The 15,823-nt window shown below is 72.6% G+C and carries 12 protein-coding genes; 11 read left to right on the top strand and 1 reads right to left on the bottom strand.

All coding sequences use genetic code 11. The annotated features are described in order from the left end of the window. Nucleotides 1–127 precede the first annotated feature (127 nt). The 8 genes from ACZ3ZD_RS19910 (at nucleotide 128) to ACZ3ZD_RS19875 (ending at nucleotide 10,877) form a co-directional block, all read left to right on the top strand. Nucleotides 128–1,072, top strand: a complete 945-nt coding sequence (locus tag ACZ3ZD_RS19910; protein WP_467398920.1) for a hypothetical protein — start codon at nucleotides 128–130, stop codon at nucleotides 1,070–1,072. 51 nt (nucleotides 1,073–1,123) lie between these two features. Beyond that, nucleotides 1,124–2,587, top strand: a complete 1,464-nt coding sequence (locus ACZ3ZD_RS19905; protein ID WP_467398917.1) for a 3' terminal RNA ribose 2'-O-methyltransferase Hen1 — start codon at nucleotides 1,124–1,126, stop codon at nucleotides 2,585–2,587. Next, nucleotides 2,584–5,151, top strand: a complete 2,568-nt coding sequence (locus tag ACZ3ZD_RS19900) for a polynucleotide kinase-phosphatase (protein WP_467398915.1) — start codon at nucleotides 2,584–2,586, stop codon at nucleotides 5,149–5,151. The genes ACZ3ZD_RS19905 and ACZ3ZD_RS19900 overlap by 4 nt, the downstream gene beginning before the upstream one ends. Nucleotides 5,152–5,344: 193 nt before the next feature. Continuing rightward, nucleotides 5,345–7,192 carry a RiPP maturation radical SAM C-methyltransferase gene (locus tag ACZ3ZD_RS19895; protein ID WP_467398913.1) on the top strand — a complete coding sequence of 616 codons (1,848 nt, stop codon included), beginning with the start codon at nucleotides 5,345–5,347 and terminating at the stop codon, nucleotides 7,190–7,192. Continuing rightward, nucleotides 7,189–7,728, top strand: a complete 540-nt coding sequence (locus ACZ3ZD_RS19890) for a DUF5825 family protein (RefSeq protein WP_467398911.1) — start codon at nucleotides 7,189–7,191, stop codon at nucleotides 7,726–7,728. The genes ACZ3ZD_RS19895 and ACZ3ZD_RS19890 overlap by 4 nt, the downstream gene beginning before the upstream one ends. A 156-nt stretch (nucleotides 7,729–7,884) precedes the next feature. Further along, nucleotides 7,885–8,535 carry a nuclear transport factor 2-like protein gene (locus tag ACZ3ZD_RS19885; RefSeq protein ID WP_467398909.1) on the top strand — a complete coding sequence of 217 codons (651 nt, stop codon included), beginning with the start codon at nucleotides 7,885–7,887 and terminating at the stop codon, nucleotides 8,533–8,535. Between the two features lie 21 nt (nucleotides 8,536–8,556). Further along, nucleotides 8,557–10,134, top strand: coding sequence for a hypothetical protein (locus ACZ3ZD_RS19880; RefSeq protein WP_467398906.1), 1,578 nt, complete (start codon nucleotides 8,557–8,559; stop codon nucleotides 10,132–10,134). Beyond that, nucleotides 10,131–10,877 carry a TIR domain-containing protein gene (locus ACZ3ZD_RS19875; protein ID WP_467398904.1) on the top strand — a complete coding sequence of 249 codons (747 nt, stop codon included), beginning with the start codon at nucleotides 10,131–10,133 and terminating at the stop codon, nucleotides 10,875–10,877. Before ACZ3ZD_RS19880 ends, ACZ3ZD_RS19875 begins: the two co-directional genes overlap by 4 nt. 87 nt (nucleotides 10,878–10,964) lie before the next feature. Here the strand turns inward: ACZ3ZD_RS19875 and ACZ3ZD_RS19870 are convergent, their stop codons facing one another. Next, a complete protein-coding gene (locus ACZ3ZD_RS19870) occupies nucleotides 10,965–11,804 on the bottom strand; it encodes a macro domain-containing protein (protein ID WP_467398902.1) in 840 nt (279 codons plus the stop codon). Between the two features lie 203 nt (nucleotides 11,805–12,007). Here ACZ3ZD_RS19870 and ACZ3ZD_RS19865 point away from each other — a divergent pair, with 203 nt between their 5' ends. From ACZ3ZD_RS19865 to argF, 3 genes are all read left to right on the top strand, one after another. Beyond that, complete coding sequence (locus ACZ3ZD_RS19865; RefSeq protein ID WP_467398899.1) at nucleotides 12,008–13,336, top strand: macro domain-containing protein; 1,329 nt, start codon at nucleotides 12,008–12,010, stop codon at nucleotides 13,334–13,336. A gap of 164 nt (nucleotides 13,337–13,500) precedes the next feature. Further along, nucleotides 13,501–14,724 carry an arginine deiminase gene (locus tag ACZ3ZD_RS19860; protein ID WP_467398897.1) on the top strand — a complete coding sequence of 408 codons (1,224 nt, stop codon included), beginning with the start codon at nucleotides 13,501–13,503 and terminating at the stop codon, nucleotides 14,722–14,724. 75 nt (nucleotides 14,725–14,799) lie between these two features. Continuing rightward, on the top strand, nucleotides 14,800–15,822 hold the full coding sequence (gene argF / locus ACZ3ZD_RS19855) for an ornithine carbamoyltransferase (protein WP_467398895.1): 1,023 nt from the start codon (nucleotides 14,800–14,802) through the stop codon (nucleotides 15,820–15,822). Nucleotide 15,823 lies beyond the last annotated feature (1 nt).

The following is a 15,823-nucleotide window of genomic DNA, read 5'->3' as shown; positions in this document are numbered from 1 at the left end:
CGGGGAGCCGTAACGGAGATCACATGATGGACACGCGGAGTTCACAACAGGCCAACGGTCCACACCCCGGGCCGGAACTGTGGGCTCCGCCACAGCGCGCATGATCGTCGGCTGATCGGATGACCCGGTGCGCAAACTCCTCCCCCTCGCCCTCACCGGTCTGCTCGCCGTGTCGGCCTGCCAGTTCGCCGGCGGCGACGACCCCGACGGCGAGGCCCGCCGCCTCAACACCATGACGTCGTTCCCGTTGAACGCCTACATACCGGACGCGACGACCCGTGACGGCAAGGCGGTCGGCACCGCGCAGTGGATCCTCGCCCGGACGTGCATGGTCCGGCTCGGCTTCAGCGGTTTCAAAACCCTCGACATCAGGACCGTCGAGTCGACCTACCCGGTCCGGCAGGGCACCTTGACGGGCAGCGGCAGCATGGTCGGCGACGACACCCCGTACGGCGTGGACGACCCCGACCTGGCGGCCGAGCACGGCTACCACAACGCGCGGCGGGACGAGTCCGACAGCCAGGCCATGGAGTGGCCGGCCGACCAGTACACGGCCCTCACCGGCACCTTCGAGTCCGGTGACAGTCACCTGGCCCACGGCAACCCCATCCCGAAGAAGGGGTGCATGGGCGAGGCGCTCACGAAGATCTACGGCCCCGAGCCCAAGCCCGCGAAGATCGGCGGCGTGAAGCTGAGCGGCTACTACTCGCTGCCCATGCAGTACTGGTACATGGCGCACAAGGAAGCGCGCAAGGAACCCGCCTGGAAGAAGGCCGACCGCGCGTGGTCGGCGTGCATGAAGAAGAAGGGCTTCCACTACGGCGACCCGGACCAGGCCTCCACCGACTCCGACTGGTACCGCGGGGACGAACCGTCGGGCAGGGAGAAGAAGACCGCCACCGCGGACGCCCGCTGCAAGCTCGACACCGGGTACATCCAGGCGGTACACGCCCTCGACAGCCGCGCCCAGCGCAAGCTCATCGCAGCGAACAAGAAGGCGCTGGAGGACCGGCGGGCCGACGACCGGCGGGCCATGGCGAAGGCCCGGAAGATCGTCGACGCCGCCACCTGAGCGAGGAAAACCGGTGGTCGGCGGGGGTGCCGGCCGGGGACACTCGACAGCATGTTCGTGACGATCTCCACCACCGGCACGGCCGGGGGCCCGGCCACCGACCTGGGGTACCTGCTGCACAAGCACCCCGGCAAAGCACAGGCGTTCTCCACCTCGTACGGGACGGCGCACGTCTTCTACCCCGAGGCGGACGCCGATCGCTGCACGGCCGCGCTGCTGCTGGAGATCGACGCGGTCGCGCTGGTCCGGCGGGGCAAGGGCAAGGGCCGCGGCGGCGCACCCGACGCCGCCCTCGCGCAGTACGTCAACGACCGCCCGTACGCGGCCTCCTCACTGCTCGCCGTCGCGCTGGGCAACGTCTTCTCCAGCGCCCTGCGCGGGGTGTGCGCCGCCCGCCCCGAACGGGCCGGCGCGCCCCTGCCCCTGCGCATCGAGGTGCCGGCACTGCCCGCCCGAGGCGGGGCGGACCTCGTACGCGGGCTCTTCGAACCGCTCGGCTGGAGCGTCACCGCCGACCCGGTGCCGCTCGACACCGCGTTCCCGCAGTGGGGCGACTCGCGGTACGTGCACCTGGTGCTGGAGTCGGACCGGCTGACCCTCGCCGAGGCGCTGCGCCACCTGTACGTCCTGCTGCCGGTGCTGGACGACGCCAAGCACTACTGGGTCTCCGCCGACGAGGTCGACAAGCTGCTGCGGGCCGGCGAGGGCTGGCTGGCCGGGCACCCGCACCAGCACCTCATCACCAGCAGGTACCTCTCCCGCCGCTGGTCGCTGACCCGGCAGGCGAAGGAGCGGCTGGAGCTGGTGCGGCTCGCGGAGGCCGACGACAGCGCGGTGGAGGACCTCGACAACGCCGTCGCGGACGACACCGAGGCCGAGGAGAAGCCGACCCCGCTCGCCGTGCGGCGCCGGGAGGCGATCACCGAGGCGCTGCGCGCGTCCGGTGCGGCCCGCGTCCTCGACCTCGGCTGCGGGCAGGGCCAGTTGGTGCAGGCGCTGCTCAAGGACGTCCGGTTCACCGAGATCGTCGGCGTCGACGTCTCCCTGCGCGCCCTGACCATCGCCGCCCACCGGCTGAAGCTGGACCGCATGGGCGAACGGCAGGCCGCGCGCGTCCGACTGGTCCAGGGCTCCCTCGCCTACACCGACAACCGGCTCAGGGGGTACGACGCCGCCGTGCTGAGCGAGGTCGTCGAACACCTCGACCTGCCCCGGCTGCCCACCCTGGAGTACGCCGTGTTCGGCCACGCCCGCCCGCGCACGGTCGTCGTCACCACACCGAACGTCGAGTACAACGTCCGCTGGGAGAGCCTGCCCGCGGGCCACGTCCGGCACGGCGACCACCGCTTCGAGTGGACCCGCGCGGAGTTCCGCGCCTGGGCCGCCACCGTCGCCGAACGGCACGGCTACGGCGTGGAGTTCACCCCCGTCGGCGACGAGGACCCCGAGGTGGGACCGCCCACCCAGATGGCCGTGTTCACGATCAGGAACGAGAAGGAGGCGAAGGCGGCATGACCGGCACACAGCACGAGGGACGGGTCCTGCCCGTCACCGACCTCTCCCTCGTCGTCCTCGTCGGCGCCTCCGGCTCCGGCAAGTCCACTTTCGCCCGGCGGCACTTCACACCCACCGAGGTCATCTCCTCCGACTTCTGCCGCGGCCTGGTCGCCGACGACGAGAACGACCAGAGCGCGTCCCGGGACGCCTTCGACGTCCTGCACTACATCACCGGCAAACGGCTCGCCGCCGGCCGCCGTACCGTCGTGGACGCCACCAACGTGCAGCAGGACGGCCGCCGCATGCTGATCGAACTGGCCAGGCGGCACGACGTACTGCCCATCGCGATCGTGCTGGACATACCGGAGGAGGTGTGCGCCGAGCGCAACGCGGCCCGCAGCGACCGGGCCGACATGCCCCGCCGGGTCGTCCAGCGGCACATCCGCGAACTGCGCCGCTCACTGCGCCACCTGGAGCGCGAGGGCTTCCGCAAGGTGCACGTGCTGCGCGGGGTGGCGGAGGCGGAGAACGCCACCGTCGTCACCGAGAAGCGCTTCAACGACCTGACCCACCTCACCGGCCCCTTCGACATCATCGGTGACATCCACGGCTGCTCCGCCGAACTGGAGGCACTGCTGGCCAGGCTGGGCTACACCGACGGGGTGCATCCCGCGGGCCGTACCGCCGTGTTCGTCGGCGACCTGGTCGACCGCGGCCCGGACAGCCCCGGCGTGCTGCGCCGCGTGATGGCGATGGTGAAGTCGGGCAACGCCCTGTGCGTGCCCGGCAACCACGAGAACAAGTACGGCCGCCACCTCAAGGGCCGCAAGGTCCAGCACACCCACGGGCTCGCCGAGACCATCGCGCAGATGGAGGGCGAGAGCGAGGAGTTCCGGGCGGAGGTCCGGGAGTTCCTGGACGGACTGGTCAGCCACTACGTCCTGGACGGCGGCCGGCTCGTGGTCTGCCACGCCGGCCTGCCCGAGAAGTACCACGGCCGCACCTCCGGCCGGGTCCGCTCGCACGCCCTGTACGGCGACACGACCGGCGAGACCGACGAGTTCGGGCTGCCGGTGCGCTACCCGTGGGCGGAGGAGTACCGGGGCCGTGCGGCCGTGGTGTACGGCCACACCCCGGTGCCCGAGGCCACCTGGCTCAACAACACCATCTGCCTGGACACCGGCGCCGTCTTCGGCGGCAAGCTCACCGCGCTGCGCTGGCCGGAGCGCGAGCTGGTCGACGTACCGGCCGAGCGGGTCTGGTACGAGCCGGCGCGGCCGCTGCGCGCCGAGGCGCCCGGCGGGCAGGACGGCCGGCCGCTGGACCTGGCGGACGTGCACGGCCGCCGGGCCGTGGAGACCCGGCACGCGGGCCGGGTGGCGGTCCGGGAGGACAACGCGGCGGCGGCCCTGGAGGTCATGAGCCGCTTCGCGACCGACCCGCGCCTGCTGCCGTACCTGCCGCCGACCATGGCGCCGACCGCCACCTCGCGGGTGGACGCCGGTGGCGGAGCCGCTGACGGACCCTTCCTGGAGCACCCCGCGGAGGCCTTCGCGCAGTACGCGCGGGACGGGGTCGCGCGGGTCGTGTGCGAGGAGAAGCACATGGGGTCGCGGGCCGTGGCCCTGGTGTGCCGGGACGCGCAGGCGGCGCGCAGGCGCTTCGGCGTCGACGGCCCGACCGGCTCGCTGTACACCCGTACCGGCCGGCCGTTCTTCGACGACGAGAAGGTGACCGAGGAGATCCTCGGCCGGCTGCGCTCGGCGGCCGACGACGCCGGTCTGTGGGACGAACTGGCCACCGACTGGCTGCTGCTGGACGCCGAGCTGATGCCGTGGTCGCTGAAGGCCTCGGGCCTGCTGCGCGGCCAGTACGCGGCGGTCGGCGCCGCCGCCGGGGCGGTGTTCCCGGGCGCGCTGGCCGCCCTGGAGGCGGCGGCCGCGCGCGGTGCCGACGTGGGCGGCCTGCTCACCCGGCAGCGGGAACGGGCCGCCGACGCCGCCGCGTTCACCGCGGCCTACCGCCGCTACTGCTGGACCACCGAGGGTCTGGACGGAATCCGGCTGGCCCCCTTCCAGCTGCTGGCGGTCCAGGGCCGCAGCCTCGCCGCACTGCCCCACGACACCCAACTCGGCCTGATCGACCGGCTGGTGGAGAACGACGGCAGCGGACTGCTGCAGACCACCCGGCGGCTGTACGTCGACACCGGCGACCCGGAGTCGGTCCGCGCGGGCGTCGACTGGTGGCTGGAGATGACCGGCCGGGGCGGCGAGGGCATGGTCGTCAAGCCGCTCGGCGCGCTCGTGCGCAACGCCGAGGGGCGGCTGGTGCAGCCTGGCATCAAGTGCCGGGGCCGCGAGTACCTGCGGATCGTCTACGGTCCGGAGTACACCCGGCCGGACAACCTTTCCCGGCTGCGGCAGCGGTCCCTGAACCACAAGCGCTCCCTGGCCCTGCGCGAGTACGCCCTGGGTCTGGAGGCCCTGGACCGGCTCGCGGACGGGGAGCCGCTGTGGCGGGTGCACGAGGCGGTCTTCGGGGTGCTGGCGCTGGAGTCGGAGCCGGTCGACCCCCGGTTGTGAACCGGGCCTTCACGCCACGCCCTTGTGCCGCACACACATGGGTCCATAGGGTGGACCGCCGTGCGGCGCAAGGGCGTTCGCATGCCGCGAGGGGAGTGGTGGCCGTGGAGATCAAGAAGATCGTGGTCCGCGAGGACCAGGGCGGCACCACCCGCCGGCCGGCGATCCTGGAGAAGCGGCCGACCCGCTGAGCATGCGCGTCCACCTGGTCACCATGCCGTGGCACCCGCTCGACCTGCCCTCGCTGCAACTGGGCCTGCTGAACCGGATCGTGCGCACGGCCCGCCCCGGCGACGCCGTCACCGAGTTCCACGGCTCCCTGCGCTGGGCGGAGTTCCTGCTGGAGCACTCCGGCGGCCGGCTGCGGCCGGGGGACTGCGTGGCGGTCGGCAGCGACGCGATCTTCCACGGCCTCGGCGACTGGGTCTTCTCCGGCGCCCTGTACGACGACCCCGGCTGGGGCACGGCCCGGCTGCGCCAGTACGCGGCCGACCGGGACGTCTTCATCGACACGGCCCTGGACATGCGCCCGTACGCGGCCCCGTTCGTGGACGCCTGCGCCACCGAGATCCTGGCCGCCGGCCCGGACGTGGTCGGGTTCACCACCACCTTCATGCAGAACGTGCCGTCCCTCGCCCTGGCCCGCGCGCTCAAGCGCCGACGCCCGGACCTGGTGGTCGTCTTCGGCGGCAGCAACTGCGACGGGCCGATGGGCCACGCCCTGCACCGCAACCACCCCTACGTCGACCACGTGGTCCGCGGCGAGGCCGAGTACACCTTCCCGGCGCTCTTACGCCACCTGGACGCGGGCACCGCGCCCGTGGACGTCCCCGGCCTGTGCTGGTGGGACGGCGCGGTGTCCCGGGCCAACACCGAAACCCGGCGAACCGTGGCCCCCGCCGACATACCCTCGCCCGACTACGACCAGTGGCAGGCCGCCCTGGACGCCTCCCCGGTCCAGGAGTACATCCACCCCAAGCTCGTCGTGGAGGGGGCCCGGGGCTGCTGGTGGGGCGAGAAGCACCACTGCACCTTCTGCGGGCTGAACGGGTCCGCCATGGCCTTCCGCGCCAAACCGGGGGAGCGGCTGTGGACGGAGATCGACCGGCTGGTGCGCCGCCACCGCCTGCTCGACATCGTCACCGTCGACAACATCATCGACATGGCCTACTTCCGCGACTTCCTGCCCCGCGTGACCGCGAGCGGCTGGGACCTGCGGCTGCACTACGAGGTCAAGTCCAACCTCACCCCCGCCCAGCTGCGCCTCCTCGGCGAGTCCGGCACCGTGCACATCCAGCCCGGCATCGAGAGCCTGGGCAGCCGCGTCCTGGACCTCATGGCCAAGGGCGTCACCGGCGCCCGCAACGTGCGCACCCTCCGCGAGTGCGAGAACCACGCCCTGACCTGCTCCTGGAACCTGCTGTACGGCTTCCCCGGCGAGCGGCCCGACGACTACACGCCCGTCATCGAGCAACTCCCCGCCCTGGTGCACCTCCAGCCGCCCAGCGGCGCCCACCGCATCCAGCTGGAGCGGTTCAGCCCGCACTTCACCGACCCGGGCCTCGGCTTCGGCAAGCGCCGCCCGGCCGCGATGTACCAGCACGTCTACGACCTGCCCGAGGACGAACTGACCGACCTGGTCTACCTGTTCGACACCGAGCCCGCGGGCATCACCGGCCCGGTCGAGGAGCGGTTGCAGGAGGCGGTGGCCGCCTGGCGGGCCGGGCACGCGCACTCCCGGCTGCTGTTCGAGGAGGACGGCGCCGACCTGCTGGTGCACGACCGCCGGCACGGCAGGCCGTCCGCCACCCACCGCTACACCGGCTGGCGGGCGGCCGCCCTGCGCCGCCTGGAGGACGGCCGTACCGTGCCCGCGCTGCACCGGCTGCTCACCGCCGACGGCCACGCGCCGCCGGTGGCGGACCTGGAGACATGGGTGCACGAAGCCTTCGAGCGGGGCCTGCTGTTCCGCGACGGCACCACGTACGTCTCCCTGCCCACCTGGGGCGAGCCGGTCCGGCTGGCCGAGGCGACCGGATGAGCGCCCTGCCCGGCACCGTGCCGCACCGGCGCACCGGGCGCCGAGTCGACACCGCCGCACCGCTGGACCTGGGCGGCGCGGGGCGCCCGGCGGCGCAGGCGGTGCGGTTCCTGCGCGAGTGCCAGGGGCTGGGGCTGCGCGTGACCTGGCGGGCTGCGGGCACGCCGCCGTACGACCCCCGCGTGCTGCACCACCTTCCACCGCCCACCGAACTGCCGGGCGACCCGCGCCTGTTGGCGTCCTGGCGTGCCGGTCACACCCACGGCGCCCTCTACCACCGGCGCGGCCCGGACTTCGTCACCGTCCTGGACCGCAGGGAACGGGGCACGGCCGTCCGGCTGACCCTGGACCACCCCGCCCTGCACACCACGTTCCTCAGGCTCCTGGAGCCCACGCCCGTCGCGGCCCTGGACGCCGTCGAACGGGAAGCACTCGGCCTGCTCACGGCCGAGCGGCTGGTGCTGACCCACGGCGGCTGGGCGGTGACCCTGCCCCCGCGCATCCGGCAGTGGCCGGTGCCCTGTACCGCGATCTGAGGCCCCGCACGAGGCATCCGGCCCGCGCGTGGAGGATCGGAAGCGCATCGGAAGCGCGAAACCGGTCCCGGCCGCACGGAAGTCGGGCAGAGTGACTGTCGTCATACCGACGGCACGAGCGAGATCCCGGACGTCTGCCGGGAGTTGCGAGGACCCATGAACCACACCTACGAGCCGCCGAGCCTGTTACCCGCCGGCGGTAGGGAGCGGACGTACGCACTGCTCATCGGCGGTGTCCCGTTCCTGCTGATCCTGATCATGGGCATCGTGTCCCACCTGGGGTCGGGGGGCGGCGACGGAACCGGGACGCCGAACTTCGAGGGCGGCGGCTACTCCGGCGGCTACTCCGGCAGTTACCCGGGCGGCTACGACCCGTCCACGAACACACCGGCACCCGACATCTCCACGGCGTACGAGACGCCGACCTGGGAGCCCACCGACAGCACCACCTACACGGACACCCCGTCCAGCCCGACCGACACCGAGAGCGCCGGCGGCACCGAGGGCACGGGGACGGCCGCCGGCCCCGCCGACACGGTGACCCGCTTCTACGACGCCATCAACCAGGGCGACTACGCGACCGCCTGGGACCTGGGCGGCAAGAACCTCGGTGAGTCCTACAGCGCCTTCGTGTCGGGCTACTCCACCACCCAGCGGGCCGACGTCACCATCGTGGCCGTCCAGGGCGACACGGTCTGGGTGCGGCTCCTGGCCCAGCAGACCGACAGCACACAGAAGTCGTACAGCGGCCGGTACACCGTGGCCGACGGTGTCATCACCGACGCCTCCATGACCTCCACCGGCTGAACAGAGCGGAGCGAGAAGACAATGGCGAGCGACTACCTCACCGTGCCCGCTCCGCCGCCGGAGCCGGGCGGCCCGTTCACGGCCCGCCCGGCCCCGGACGCGACGAGCAACGCCACCCGGCTGCTCTGCGCGGGCACCTACCTCGACCCGGTCTACCGCGCCGGTGTCATCCGCGAACTCCTCACCCACCGCTACCGGGTGGTGGCCCCCGCGTACGGCTACGACGCGGTGCCCGTGCTCGCGCACGCCCTGGCGGCGCGCCGGCTGCAACGCCTGCGGCTGGCCGTGCTGGCGGTGGGCGCCGCCGTCACCTTCTTCTTCATGGTGATCGGCGTGCTGGGCATGTGGACCGGGCTGCTGGCGGTGCTCTGGCTGCTGTGGGTCACCGCCTACCTGCGACGGGTCGTCACCCTGCAGACGCTGACCCGCCGGCTCGCCTCCCCCACCAGGGCGGGACGCCGGGGCCCGGGGTTCGACGGCTCGTACCCCGAGCACCCCGACCTGACCCCCGAACTCGTCGCCAAGATCAGGCGGGAGCAGGCCTCGGACGGCACCGTGATCCGCTACGGCGGCTACAAGCCCTTCGTCGGCGCGGGCACCCAGGTGCGCCGCTGGGCCAACGCGGAACTGCTGATCGGCGCGCCCCTCGGGGTGTTCGACGGGCGGCCCGGCGCGGCCCCGGCCGCGGCACCCGGCACCACCGGGCAGGAACCCAAGCGGAAGGAGGTCATCCCCTTCACCGTCGAGGAACTGACCGCCTACGTCTCCGACCGCATGACCTCCCGGCTGCACGCCCAGGTCCGCCCCTCGCAGCGGATCGAGGGCCTCAACGTCGAGCAGAGCACCTTCACCACGGCCGTCACCACGCTCCGCGGCGTCGCCGAGCCCACCCCCGAGCAGCTCGACGGCCCGTGGGACGAGATCCAGGACACCGGACGCACCTACCTGTGCGTCCGGGTGGGCTCCTGGGACCAGGAGCTGGTCACCACGGCGTTCATCGGATTCGACCTCAGGGGCAGCACCCTGCACACCGAGTTCCACTCGTACGTGCTGGCGCCGGTCCGGGCCAGCTTCCAGCTCGTGGACCGGCTCCCCGCCGCCCTCGACGAGCGGCTGCTGCTCAGGCTCGCCTGGCACACCCTGCGCGGCACACCCCACTCCGCGGTGCGCTCGGCCGCGGCCAAGGCGGCGGGTGCCCAGCTGCTCCCGCGGCTGCCCTGGGTCAAGGAGCGCATCCGGCTGCCGCAGCCGGCCGACAGCAGCGAGTTCGGCCTCGGCCGCTACGCGGACGCCCTGCTCAACCGGGGCGCGGTCACCAGCGTCCGGGAGATGGCGACCAGCACCCACTTCCACGTCTTCTTCCAGGAGACCGACACCACCAAGTACACGCAGATCGTGGAGCGCCAGTTCCTGCACATCGTCCGCGACTTCCTGTACGAGCACAACGTGGACCTGACGGAGCACGAGGCCCGCCAGATGAACATCCTCAACAACTACGGGCACAACAACAGCTTCGTCAGCGGGGACAACAACACCACCAACTCGGGCACGCAGAGCTTCGGCGGCCCGGCCGGCGGTCAGGGGGCGGGAGCCGCATGACGCACACCTCCACGGGCGGCAACAGCAGCGACTACGGCCGCCGCAACGACTTCGGGCACAACAACAGCTTCGTCACCGGGAACAACAACACCACCAACTCGGGCACGCAGTACTTCCACGCCCCCGCCCCCGTCCCCGCCCGCCCCGAACGCCCGGACCCGGGCCACTCGGAACCGGACCCGGACCGCAGGCGCAACGTCTTCGTCGTCCACGGGCGCGACGAGGAGGTGCGGCTGCGCATGTTCGACCTGCTGCGCCTGCTCGACCTGCGCCCGCTGGAGTGGGAGCACCTGGTCAAGGCCACCGGCAAGACGGCCCCGTTCCTCGGCGAGGTCGTCGCCGGGGCGCCCGCGCTGGCCCAGGCGGCCCTGGTGCTGCTCACCCCGGACGACATCGTCCAGCTCCACCCGGACCTGCGGGGCCGCAACGAGCCGCCGTACGAGACCGAGCCCACCGGGCAGCCCCGGCCCAACGTGCTCATCGAGCTGGGCATGGTGCTCATGGCCTACCCGGAGCGCACCCTGATGGTGGAGGTCGGCGAGCTGCGCACCATCGCCGACATCGCCGGCCGCAACGTCATCCGGTTCGACGGCACCGAGAACGCCCTGCGCAAGATCGCCGAGCGGCTGAAGCTGGCGGGCTGCGCGGTCGACGAGACCCGCTCCGACTGGCTCCAGACCTGGCCGTACCGCCATCTGTCGGCGTACGGCCGCACCGGGCGGGCGACCCCGCCGGCCCGCTGAGCCGCGGTACGGGCCCGGTGGTCGTCCACGGTCGGGGGACGGGCCCGTACCGCTCCACCTCCCGCCACGGGCGGGCGGCGCCCGGCGTCAGACATGGCGCCGGGCGCCCGCCGCGAGACCGGCCAGGAAGGCGCCGGTCTCCGGCAGGTCGATCCGCCCCAACTCGCCGGGGCGGACCACCACGTGCAGCTCGCGGCAGATCCGCCGCTCCCACGAGTGCACCACGAAGGACAGCAGGATCAGCCGCAGCAGGCTGTCCTCGTCCATGTCGTGCAGCCGGGCCAGACCCGCGCCGGTCAACGGCATGGTGAGGCGCTCCAGTTGGCCGTGCCGGTGGACGGCGTCCCACAGCCGGTCCAGGCCGAGCCACAGGTCCTGCACCTTGGAGGAGGCGACGCAGTCGTTGCCCATCCGGCTGTAGGCGACGGCGAAGACCAGATCGGGCCGGGTGCCGAGGACGGCGACCGTGCCGACCGGGTACCGGACCCGCTTGCCCCGCGGCTTGTCCCGGACGCTCTCCTGCGCCACCGGTGTCACCCCGGCCAGCGCGGTGGCCAGCTCCGCGTCCAGCCGGCGGGCGTCCCCCGCGTAGCGGCGGGCCAGCAACTGGCCCTGCACACTGCCGTCGTTGATCACGACGCCGTCGTCCACGACGGTGTCGAAGGTGTCGGTGAACCCCACCACCAGGTGGCCGGGCTGCTCGAAGAGATCGCCCTCCTCGACCACCACCGTCATCCCGGGGCGGGTGAACTCCTGCCGTACGGCGGCCTGCGGGCGGGCCCGGACCAGCCCCCACGCCAGGCACAGGGTCACGGAGCCGGCCAGCACCAGACCGGGCCGGGACACCACGTCCGGGAAGAGCTGCCCGGCGAACTGCACGACGGCCGACACCCCGCCGAAGGCCGCCAGCACGCTGCCCGCGAACACCCGCCGCCCGCGCCACGACCGCAGGGAACGCAGGGACCGCGGGGACCGCGGAGAACCGGGCCGGGCGGGCCGCGGCGACGGGCGCGGACCGGTCAATCGCATGCTTGCCTCCAGGGCATCTTGCTACGCTGACGACACTGTTGACGGGACGTCACGCGGCGGAGGGGGCGAGGCGCGTGCAGACCCGCGCACCGTGCATACGGGTGGGCGTACTGGGCCCCCTCCGGCTGGACGTGAACGGCACCGCCGTACGCCTCACCCCCCTCACCGCCCGGCTGCTGGCCCGGCTGGTCGCGGCCGACGGCGAGGCCGTCACCGCGCGCCGACTGTACCTGGACGTCTGGCAGCCGACCGTGGAACTCCCGCACCAGGACCTGCGCAACCGCAACGAGGTGCAGAAACGCATCCTGGAACTGCGGCGCGCGTTCGACCGGGCCGGCCCCGGACACGGCACCCGGATCGTGCGCACCGGCCGGCTGCCCACCGCGCGCGGCGCCGAGAGCACCTACCGGCTCGACCTGTCCGACGAGGAGCTGGACAGCGCCGAGTTCACCCGCCTCGTGGGTGACGCGCTGCGCGCGGCACCGGCCTCGGCGGTCCGGCTGCTCACGGACGCCCTGGGGCTGTGGCGCGGCCGGCCGCTGACCGAGGTGCGGGACGAGGAGTTCGCGTGGGCGCCGGCCCGACGGCTGACCCAGCTCAGGGAGACCGCGCAGCGGGAGCTGATCGCCGGCCACACCGCGCTGGGCCGCTACGACCAGGCCCTCCCGGTGGCCGAACAGGCCGCCCGGGAACGGCCGGACGACCCCGAGGCCGCCGCGGTCCTGGCCCGGCTGAACGCCCGGCTGCGCGAGCGGCACGGCGACGAACTGCTCCGGCACACCCTGCGGGGGCTGCGGGTGGACGTCGTCGTGGTGCGCGGCGACCTGTTCGAGCAGGAGGACGCCAACCTGGTCGTGGGGTTCTCCGACACCTTCGACACCTCCGCCGACGACGTCGTCATCAGCCGGGAGAGCGTGCAGGGCCAGCTGGTCGACCGCCTCTTCGGGGGCCGGCACCGGCTGCTGGACGACCAGCTGCGCCGCGGGCTCAGGGAGGTCACCCCGCTGGCCACCGAGAGCGTCCGGGCCAAGCCGCGCGGCCGGCGCACCCGCTACCCGATCGGCACGGCCGTGCCGGTCCCGGTCGGCAAACGCCGGGTCTTCGCCCTCGCCTACTCCCGGCTGGGCAACGACCTGCGCGCCCGGTCCGCACCGGCCGACCTGCGGCTGAGCCTGGAGCGCCTGTGGCCGTCGGTCGCCCTGCACGGCCTGTTCAAACCGGTGGCGGTTCCGCTGATCGGCGCCGGCCTGTCCCGGCTCGTCGAACTCGACCACACCCAGCTGCTGTCGCTGATCGTCGAGACCTTCACCGAGAGCCTGCGCCAGGACCCGGCCGTCTGCCCCGAGCTGCGGATCGTCGTCCGGGACGAGGAGCTGGAGCGCACCGACCTCGCCGCGGTGGAGGCGCTGCTGCGCCGCGCGGTGGGCTGACCTGGTCACACCCCCAGCAAAGCCCCGCACCCGCTTCCGCCGACAGGCACCGCCCGCTTCCGGAGCGCTTCCGGGCCCGCCGGTCGCCGCCGGGGCGGAAACCGGCGGTCGCGGAAACGGCCGAGTGGCGGGTGAAGCACGGCCGGGGTGGTCAGGATGGAGACATGGGATTCCATGTCGACTCCGAGGCCGGGCGGCTGCGCCGCGTCATCCTGCACCGTCCGGATCTCGAGCTCAAAAGGCTCACCCCCAGCAACAAGGACGCCCTGCTCTTCGACGACGTGCTCTGGGTGCGCCGGGCGCGCGCCGAGCACGACGGGTTCGCCGACGTCCTGCGCGACCGCGGGGTCGAGGTGCACCTCTTCGGGGACCTGCTCGCCGAGACCCTGGCGCTGTCCGAGGCCCGCGGCCTCGTCCTGGACCGGGTCTTCGACGAGAAGGAGTACGGCCCGCTCGCCACCGACCACCTGCGTGCCGCCTTCGACCGGATGGCCCCGGGCGAGCTGGCCGAGGCCCTCGTCGGCGGGATGACCAAGCGGGAGTTCCTGGCCGCCCACGAGGAGCCGACCTCGGTGCGTTTCCACGTCATGGAGCTGGACGACTTCCTGCTCCGCCCGCTGCCGAACCACCTGTTCACCCGGGACACCTCGGCGTGGATCTACGACGGCGTCTCCATCAACGCCATGAGGTGGCCCGCCCGGCAGCGGGAGACGGTCCACTTCGAGGCGATCTACCGCCACCACCCGCTGTTCCGTGACGAAACGTTCCACGTGTGGTCCCGGGGGCAGGTGGACTACCCCTCCACCATCGAGGGCGGGGACGTCCTGGTGATCGGCGGTGGCGCCGTCCTGATCGGCATGAGCGAGCGCACCACCCCGCAGGCCGTGGAGATGCTGGCGCACGAGCTGTTCGCGGCCGGCTCGGCGCGCACGATCGTCGCGCTCGACATGCCCAAGGGGCGCGCCTTCATGCACCTGGACACGGTGATGACCATGGTGGACGGCGACACCTTCACCCAGTACGCCGGCCTCGGCATGCTCCGCTCGTACACCATCGAGCCGGGCGTCGGCGAGCGCGAGCTGAAGGTCACCGACCACCCGCCGGAGCACATGCACCGGGCGATCGCCGCCGCGCTCGGCCTCGGCGAGATCCGGGTGCTGACCGCCACGCAGGACGTGCACGCGGCCGAGCGCGAGCAGTGGGACGACGGCTGCAACGTCCTGGCCGTCGAGCCCGGGGTCGTCGTCGCCTACGAGCGGAACTCCACCACCAACACGCACCTGCGCAAGCAGGGCATCGAGGTGATAGAGATCCCGGGCAGCGAGCTGGGCCGGGGCCGGGGCGGCCCGCGGTGCATGAGCTGCCCCGTCGAGCGGGACGCCGTATAAGATCGCATAGAAATGTGAAGGATCGTATATACTTCCAAAGTCCCCCCTGGTCCTCACCTCTGGAGCGTCCCCGACATGGCGACAGTCCCGACCGCCCTCGCCGGCCGCCACTTCCTCAAGGAGCTGGACTTCACCGAGGAGGAGTTCCGCGGCCTGGTCGAGCTGGCCGCGGAACTGAAGGCCGCCAAGAAGGCCGGGGCCGAGACCCGGTACCTGCGGGGCCGCAACATCGCGCTGATCTTCGAGAAGACCTCGACGCGCACCCGCTGCGCGTTCGAGGTCGCCGCGGCCGACCAGGGCGCCCACACCACCTACCTCGACCCGGCCGGCTCACAGATCGGGCACAAGGAGTCGGTGCGGGACACCGCCCGCGTGCTGGGCCGGATGTACGACGCGATCGAGTACCGGGGCGACAGCCAGGCCAAGGTCGAGGAGCTGGCCGCACACGCCGGCGTGCCCGTCTACAACGGCCTCACCGACGACTGGCACCCCACCCAGATGCTCGCCGACGTGCTCACCATGACCGAGCACAGCACCAAGCCGCTGCGGAAGATCGCCTTCGCCTACCTGGGCGACGCCCGCTTCAACATGGGCAACTCCTACCTGGTCACCGGCGCCCTGCTCGGCATGGACGTACGGATCGTCGCCCCGAAGGCCTACTGGCCCGCCGAGGAGGTCGTCGACCGCGCCCGCGAGCTGGCGGTGTCCAGCGGCGCCCGCGTCACCCTCACCGAGGACATCGCCGAGGGCGTCCTGGGCGCCGACTTCGTCGCCACCGACGTGTGGGTCTCCATGGGCGAACCCAAGGAGGTCTGGGCCGAGCGGATCACGGCCCTCGCCCCGTATGCCGTGACCATGGACGTCCTGCGCGCCACCGGCAACCCGGACGTGAGGTTCCTGCACTGCCTGCCCGCCTTCCACGACCTCGGCACCGCCGTCGGCCGGCAGATCCACGAGACCCACGGCCTGACCTCGCTGGAGGTGACGGACGAGGTCTTCGAGTCCGCCCACTCGGTCGTCTTCGACGAGGCCGAGAACCGGCTGCACACCATCAAGGCGGTGCTGGTGGCCACCCTCGCCAGGGAGAGCCTTGCCTGAC

Source organism: Streptomyces sp. NPDC023481, from assembly GCF_055560195.1.
Note: the sequence above shows the minus strand (reverse complement) of the source record. Positions and strands in the feature narration are given on the sequence as shown.

Bases quoted from the DNA above. Each gene is read 5' to 3' on its own strand.
- ACZ3ZD_RS19905 (WP_467398917.1), top strand. From the start codon at position 1,124: ATGTTCGTGACGATCTCCACCACCGGCACGGCCGGGGGCCCGGCCACC.
- ACZ3ZD_RS19900 (WP_467398915.1), top strand. From the start codon at position 2,584: ATGACCGGCACACAGCACGAGGGACGGGTCCTGCCCGTCACCGACCTC.
- ACZ3ZD_RS19895 (WP_467398913.1), top strand. From the start codon at position 5,345: ATGCGCGTCCACCTGGTCACCATGCCGTGGCACCCGCTCGACCTGCCC.
- ACZ3ZD_RS19890 (WP_467398911.1), top strand. From the start codon at position 7,189: ATGAGCGCCCTGCCCGGCACCGTGCCGCACCGGCGCACCGGGCGCCGA.
- ACZ3ZD_RS19885 (WP_467398909.1), top strand. From the start codon at position 7,885: ATGAACCACACCTACGAGCCGCCGAGCCTGTTACCCGCCGGCGGTAGG.
- ACZ3ZD_RS19880 (WP_467398906.1), top strand. From the start codon at position 8,557: ATGGCGAGCGACTACCTCACCGTGCCCGCTCCGCCGCCGGAGCCGGGC.
- ACZ3ZD_RS19875 (WP_467398904.1), top strand. From the start codon at position 10,131: ATGACGCACACCTCCACGGGCGGCAACAGCAGCGACTACGGCCGCCGC.
- ACZ3ZD_RS19860 (WP_467398897.1), top strand. From the start codon at position 13,501: ATGGGATTCCATGTCGACTCCGAGGCCGGGCGGCTGCGCCGCGTCATC.
- argF (WP_467398895.1), top strand. From the start codon at position 14,800: ATGGCGACAGTCCCGACCGCCCTCGCCGGCCGCCACTTCCTCAAGGAG.